This window comes from Streptomyces sp. NEAU-YJ-81, assembly GCF_017592595.1.
Taxonomy (GTDB): domain Bacteria; phylum Actinomycetota; class Actinomycetes; order Streptomycetales; family Streptomycetaceae; genus Streptomyces; species Streptomyces hygroscopicus_B.
The window spans coordinates 1-6,717 of record NZ_JAGFNO010000090.1 but is presented as its reverse complement, the minus strand read 5'-3'; the positions used below and the strand labels follow the sequence as shown (position 1 = coordinate 6,717).

2 protein-coding genes are annotated in these 6,717 nt (G+C 70.1%); both read left to right on the top strand.

The window, feature by feature from the left end; all coding sequences use genetic code 11:
* On the top strand, nucleotides 1–3,740 hold a 3,740-nt coding region (locus J5X86_RS49850; RefSeq protein ID WP_208523184.1), incomplete at its 5' end, for a type I polyketide synthase.
* 43 nt (nucleotides 3,741–3,783) lie between these two features.
* A partial coding sequence (locus J5X86_RS49845) for a type I polyketide synthase (RefSeq protein ID WP_308124997.1) occupies nucleotides 3,784–6,717 on the top strand: 2,934 nt, incomplete at its 3' end.

Genomic DNA, 6,717 nt, shown 5'->3' with positions numbered 1-6,717 from the left:
ATGTGGAGTGGTCGGCGGGTGCGGTGGAGTTGTTGACGGATGCGGTGGTGTGGCCGGATACGGGCCGTCCGCGGCGTGCGGGTGTGTCGTCCTTCGGTATCAGCGGCACCAACGCACACGTCATCCTGGAACACGCCCCCGAGGAGACGCCCGTCGCCGAGCCGGTGACCGAGGGCCCCGAGGAGTCGGTGCTGGTGCCGTGGGTGGTGTCGGCGAAGTCCGAGGGTGCGTTGCGGGCACAGGCGGAGCGGTTGCTGCCGTACGCGCGGAGTCAGGCCGGGGCGGAGGCGCCCGTGGCCGATGTGGCGCTGTCGTTGGCCACGACACGGTCGGTGTTCGAGCACCGGGCGGTGGTCCTGGCCGCTGACCGTAAGGGCTTCGCCGCCGGGCTGGGCGCGCTGGTGGATGGCGTACCGGTGGCGGGTGTGGTGCGGGGTCCGGTGGTGCCGGGGAAGCTCGCGGTGTTGTTCTCGGGTCAGGGTAGTCAGCGGGTCGGGATGGGCCGGGAGTTGTATGAGGCGTTCCCGGTGTTCGCGGAGGCGTTTGATGAGGTGTGTGGGTATTTCGAGGGGGTGTTGGAGCGTTCGCTGCGGGAGGTGATCAGCGGGGATGCGTTGGGGTTGGATGAGACGGTGTTTGCGCAGTGTGGGTTGTTTGCGGTGGAGGTGGGGCTGTTTCGGTTGGTGGAGTCGTGGGGTGTGCGGCCGGATTTTGTGGCGGGGCATTCGATTGGTGAGTTGGTGGCTGCTCATGTGGCGGGTGTGTTGTCGCTTGGGGATGCGTGTGTGTTGGTGGCGGCTCGTGGGCGGTTGATGCAGGGGTTGCCGTCGGGTGGGGTGATGGTGTCGGTGCAGGCCGCCGAGGTGGATGTGTTGCCGTTGCTGGCGGGTCGTGAGGCCGAGGTGAGTGTGGCGGCGGTCAACGGTCCGCGTTCGACGGTGATCTCCGGTGCCGAGGAGGCGGTGATGGAGGTCGCCGGGCATCTTGAGGTCCAGGGCGTCAAGACGAAGCGGCTGCGTGTTTCGCACGCTTTCCACTCGCCGTTGATGGAGCCGATGCTGGCCGAGTTCCGGCAGGTGGCCGAGGGGCTGTCGTATGCGCCTCCGCGTATTCCCGTCGTGTCGAATGTGACGGGCGCGGTCGCTGATGCCGAGGCGCTGTGCTCGGCCGCGTACTGGGTACGGCACGTCCGCGAGGCGGTGCGGTTCGCGGACGGGGTGCGGAGTCTGGCGGACGTGGGAGTCACCACCTTCCTGGAGCTCGGCCCGGACGAGGTCCTGTCCACGATGGGCGAGCAGTGCCTGCCCGATGAGACAGCTGACGTCGCCGTCTTCCTACCGGCCGCACGCTCCGGCCGCAGCGAGGTCGAGACCGCGCTGACGCTCGCCGCCGTGGCCCATGTACGGGGTGCGCCGGTGGACTGGATGCCCGTGCTCGCGGCCACCGCCGGACGGCCGGCGCGGCGCGTGGAGCTGCCGACGTATGCCTTCCAACGCAAGCGCTACTGGGTTGAGACAGCGGCGGCGCCGGGAGCCCAGCACGGCACGGCAGACGCCCGCGAGTCCGCCGACGCCGACTTCTGGGACGCGGTGGAACGCGAGGACCTGTCGGCGCTCGCGGGCACGCTGGCCGTCGAGAACGAGGCCGATGCGGGTGAGTCGCTCGCGGCGGTGCTGCCGGTCCTGTCGTCGTGGCGGCGTCGTAGCCGTGAGCGGTCACAGGTCGACGCGTGGCGCTACCGGATCGCATGGTCGCCGGTCTCGGAGGCGGCGGGTGCGCTGACGGGATCCTGGCTGGTGGCGGTGCCCGCTGGGCTGGCCGGCGACGCATGGGTCGCGGACTGCGTGGCCGGCTTGGCCGCGCGGGGCGCGCTGCCCGTGGTCGTCGAGCTGGAGGATGCGGACGCCGACCGTGAGGCGGTGGCGGCGCGGTTGCGCGAGGCTCTGGGTGCGGACCGGGCCGCCGATGTCACGGGGGTGCTGTCGCTGCTGGCCCTGGCGGAGGGACGGCATGGTGAGCACAGGGCGGTGCCGTTGGGTCTGGCGTTGACGTTGTCCCTGCTTCAGGGGATCGGGGACGCGGGTGTGGGTGGCCGCGTGTGGTGTGTGACGCGGGGTGCGGTGGCGACAGGCGGTGTGGAGAGTCCGTCGAGTGTGGAGCAGGCGGCGGTGTGGGGCCTGGGCCGGGTCGCCGGACTGGAGGCCCCGGAGCGATGGGGCGGCCTAGTCGACTTGCCGCAGACGCTGGACGGCCGGGCTCTGGAGCGACTGACCGCCGCCATCAGCGGTGCCACCGGTGAGGATGAGCTGGCGGTGCGGGCGTCGGGTGTGTTCGCCCGCCGTGTGGTTCGTGCCGCGGTGGGTGCGCAGGGCGGGGAGGTGTGGACGCCGTCGGGGACGGTGCTGGTGACCGGTGGTACGGGTGCGCTGGGCGCCCATGTGGCGCGGTGGCTGGCGCGGGCCGGTGCGGAGCACCTGCTGCTGCTCTCGCGGCGTGGTCCGGCGGCTGAAGGTGTGGACAAGTTGCGGGCACAGCTGGCGGAGTTGGGTGCTCGGGTGACGGTCGCGGCGTGTGATGTGGGCGACCGGCAGGCGCTGGCCGGAGTGTTGGCCGGGGTGCCCGAGGAGTTCCCGCTGACAGCGGTGGTGCATGCGGCGGGTGTGCTGGATGACGGTGTGCTGGATGGGTTGTCGGTGGAGCGGTTCGATGGTGTGTTGCGGGCGAAGTCGGAGGCGGCGTGGCATCTGCATGAGCTGACGCGCGAGCTGGACCTTTCGGCGTTTGTGCTGTTCTCCTCGTTCTCCGCGACGGTGGGCGGAGCCGGACAGGGCAACTACGCGGCGGCGAACGCCTTCCTGGACGCGCTCGCCGAACACCGCCGGGCCGAGGGCCTGCCCGCCACCTCCGTGGCCTGGGGGCCGTGGGCCGACGGTGGCATGGCCGCCCAGGACGCGGCCGTCAGCGGCCGTATGGAGCGGTTCGGCCTTCCCGCGATGGAACCCGAGCTGGCCGTCACAGCGATGGCGCGGGCCGTCAACCAGTCCGACACCTGCCCGGTCATCACGGACATCGACTGGCCGCGGTTCACAGCCGGTGTCGACGGCACCCGGCTCGGTCTCCTCTTCGGCGACATCGCCGAGGTCAGGGCGGTACGGCAGGCCGCCGACGCCACCTTGGACGGGCAGGCCGCCGGCACACACCGGCCGGCGCTCGCCACGACCCTCGCGGAGCTCCCGGCGACGGAGCGCGAACCCGCCCTGCTCGACCTGGTGCGTACGCAGACGGCGGCCGTCCTCGGATACGCCACGCACGAGGGCATCGACGGTGAGCGTGGCTTCTTCGACATGGGCCTTGATTCGCTGACCGCCGTGGAGCTGCGCAACCGGCTGAACGCGGCCACCGGGCTGCGGCTGCGGCCGACGGCCCTGTTCGACTACGGATCGCCGTCGGCGCTGGCCCGCCATCTCAAGGGTGAGCTGGTCGAGGACGAGGCCGCCCCGGAGAAGTCGTTGCCCGCCGAGATCGACCGACTCGAATCCGTCCTCTCGGCCATGGAGCAGGACGACATCGCCCGGACGAAGGCGATCGTCCGGCTCCAGTCGGTGCTGGCCAAGCTGAGCGAACCCGTCAGCGGCGGCGGGAGCGCCGTACGGGACGACGTCGCCAACGACGACGACCTGGAAAGCGCATCGGTGGACGAGCTCTTCGACGTCATCGACAGAGAACTCGGAGACGCCTGACATGAACGAGAACCACCTGGTTTCTTCGAGGGGGCAGGACCAAGTGTCAAACGAAGAGAAGCTCGTTGAGTACCTCAAGCGCGTCATGGCTGATCTCCGGCAGACGCAGCGACGGCTCCGCGATGTCGAGGAGAAGTCCCGGGAGCCGATCGCGATTGTGGCGATGAGCTGCCGGTTCCCCGGCGGTGTGCGGTCCCCGGAGGAGCTGTGGGAGCTGCTGGCCGGTGGCGAGGACGCCGTGAGCGCGTTCCCGGAGGACCGGGGCTGGGACCTGGCGGAGCTGTACGACCCCGACCCCGACCGCTCCGGCACCTCGTACGTCAAGGAGGGCGCGTTCCTCTCCGACGCGGGCGCCTTCGATCCCACCTTCTTCGGCATCTCGCCGCGTGAGGCGCTGGCGATGGACCCGCAGCAGCGGCTGCTGCTGGAGACGTCCTGGGAGGCCATGGAGCGGGCCGGTGTCACCCCGGCGTCGTTGCGCGGCACCAAGGCCGGTGTCTTCGTGGGCACCAACGGTCAGGACTACACCGTCGCGCTGCGGCAGGCCCCGAAGGGTGTCGAGGGCTTCCTGGCCACCAGCGGTGCGGCCAGCGTGATGTCGGGTCGGCTCTCTTACACCTTCGGCTTCGAAGGGCCCGCGGTGACGGTGGACACCGCCTGCTCATCGTCTCTGGTGGCACTGCATCTCGCGGTGCAGTCCCTGCGGCAGGGGGAGTGCCCGCTCGCCCTCGCCGGTGGCGTGACCGTGATGTCCACGCCCGGTCTCTTCGTGGAGTTCAGCCGTCAGCGGGGTCTTGCGCCGGACGGCCGGTGCAAGGCGTTCGCGGCGGCCGCGGACGGTACGGGCTGGGGCGAGGGTGTGGGCATGCTGCTGCTGGAGCGGCTGTCGGACGCGCGGCGCAACGGTCACCCGGTGCTGGCGGTGGTACGCGGCTCCGCCGTCAACCAGGACGGCAGCAGCAGTGGACTGACCGTGCCCAACGGCATTTCCCAGCAACGCGTTATTCTCCAGGCCCTGACCAACGCGCGGTTGTCGGCCGCCGAGGTGGACGCGGTCGAGGCACACGGCACGGGTACGACGCTGGGCGACCCGATCGAGGCGCAGGCGCTGCTGGCCACCTACGGCCAGGACCGCGCGGACGGTAGGCCGCTGCTGCTGGGGTCGGTGAAGTCCAACATCGGCCATACGCAGGCGGCGGCGGGTGTGGCCGGCGTGATGAAGATGGTGCTGGCCATGCAACACGGTGCGCTGCCGAAAACGCTGCACGTCGATGAGCCGACGCCGCACGTGGAGTGGTCGGCCGGCGCGGTCGAGCTGCTGGCCGAGAAGGTCGCATGGCCGGAGAACGGTGGGCCGCGCCGGGCCGGTGTGTCGGCCTTCGGCGTCAGCGGCACCAACGCCCATGTCGTCCTCGAGCAGGCGCCGGTGGGCGATGAGGATGACGCGGCGGACGAGGGCACGGGCGGGGGCCCCTCTGCCACGGTCGGTGCGATGTCCGTCGAGCGTGCGGTGGTGCCGTGGGTGCTGTCGGCCCGCTCCGAGGCGGCCTTGCGATCGCAGGCGGATCGGCTGGCGTCGTACATGGAGGAGCGGACAGAGCTGTCGGCTGGGGACGTCGGGTGGTCGCTGGCGACGGCTCGTACCGTTTTCGAGCATCGTGCGGTGGTGTTGGCCGGTGACCGAGGTGGCTTGGTTGGCGGTGTGGCCGCGCTGGCGGAGGGCCGGGATGCTCCGGGGTTGGTGCGGGGTGGGGTTGTGGGTGCTGATGGTCGTGCGGTGTTGGTGTTTCCGGGGCAGGGGGCGCAGTGGGTGGGGATGGCGGCGGGGTTGTTGGAGTCTTCGCCGGTGTTTGCGGAGCGGGTTGGTGAGTGTGGGGCGGCGTTGGCGCCGTTTGTGGACTGGTCGTTGGTGGATGTGCTTGGCGATGCGGGTGCGTTGGAGCGGGTGGATGTGGTGCAGCCGGTGTTGTGGGCTGTGATGGTGTCGTTGGCGGAGTTGTGGCGTTCGTACGGGGTGGAGCCTGTGGCGGTGGTGGGGCATTCGCAGGGTGAGATTGCGGCGGCGTGTGTGGCGGGTGCGTTGTCGTTGGAGGACGCGGCGCGGGTGGTGGCGTTGCGGAGCAAGGCGTTGCGGGCGTTGTCGGGGCGTGGCGGCATGGTGTCGGTGTCACTGCCGGTGGGGGAGGTACGGGAGCGGCTGGCGGCGTGGGGTGAGCGGTTGTCGGTGGCGGCGGTGAACGGGCCTTCGGCGGTTGTTGTCTCGGGTGACGCGGACGCGTTGGACGAGCTGCTGGCGGTGTGCGAGGGCGGGGAGATCCGGGCGCGTCGCATTCCCGTGGACTACGCCTCGCACTGTGCCCATGTCGAAGCTATCGAGGGCGAGTTGCTGCGGGAGCTCGCGGGGATCAGCCCGCGCTCGTCGTCGGTGCCGTTTTATTCGACGGTGACCGGTGGCGTGCTCGATACGGCGGGGCTGGACGCCGGGTACTGGTACCGGAATCTGCGTCAGACGGTGCGCTTCGATGAGACCGTCCGCACCCTGCTGGCCGACGGCTTCGATACGTTCATCGAGGCCAGTGCCCACCCCGTCCTGACGATGGGTGTGGAGCAGACGGCCGAGGATCACGGCACCCGTGTCACCGCCGTCGGTTCACTGCGCCGTGACGAGGGTGGCCTGGACCGTTTCCTGACCTCCGTGTCCGAGGCGTATGTCGGCGGTGCTTCTGTCGACTGGTCCACGGTGTTCCGCGGGACGGGCGCTCGGCAGGTGGAATTGCCGACCTATGCCTTCCAGCATCAGCACTACTGGATCAAGACTCCTCCGTCGGGCGTCGGCGATGTGACATCCGCTGGTCTGGGTTCGGCTGATCATCCGTTGTTGGGTGCGGTGGTGGGGTTGGCGGGTGTGGATGGGGTGTTGTTGACGGGTCGGTTGTCGTTGGTTTCGCATGGGTGGTTGGCTGATCATGTGGTGTTG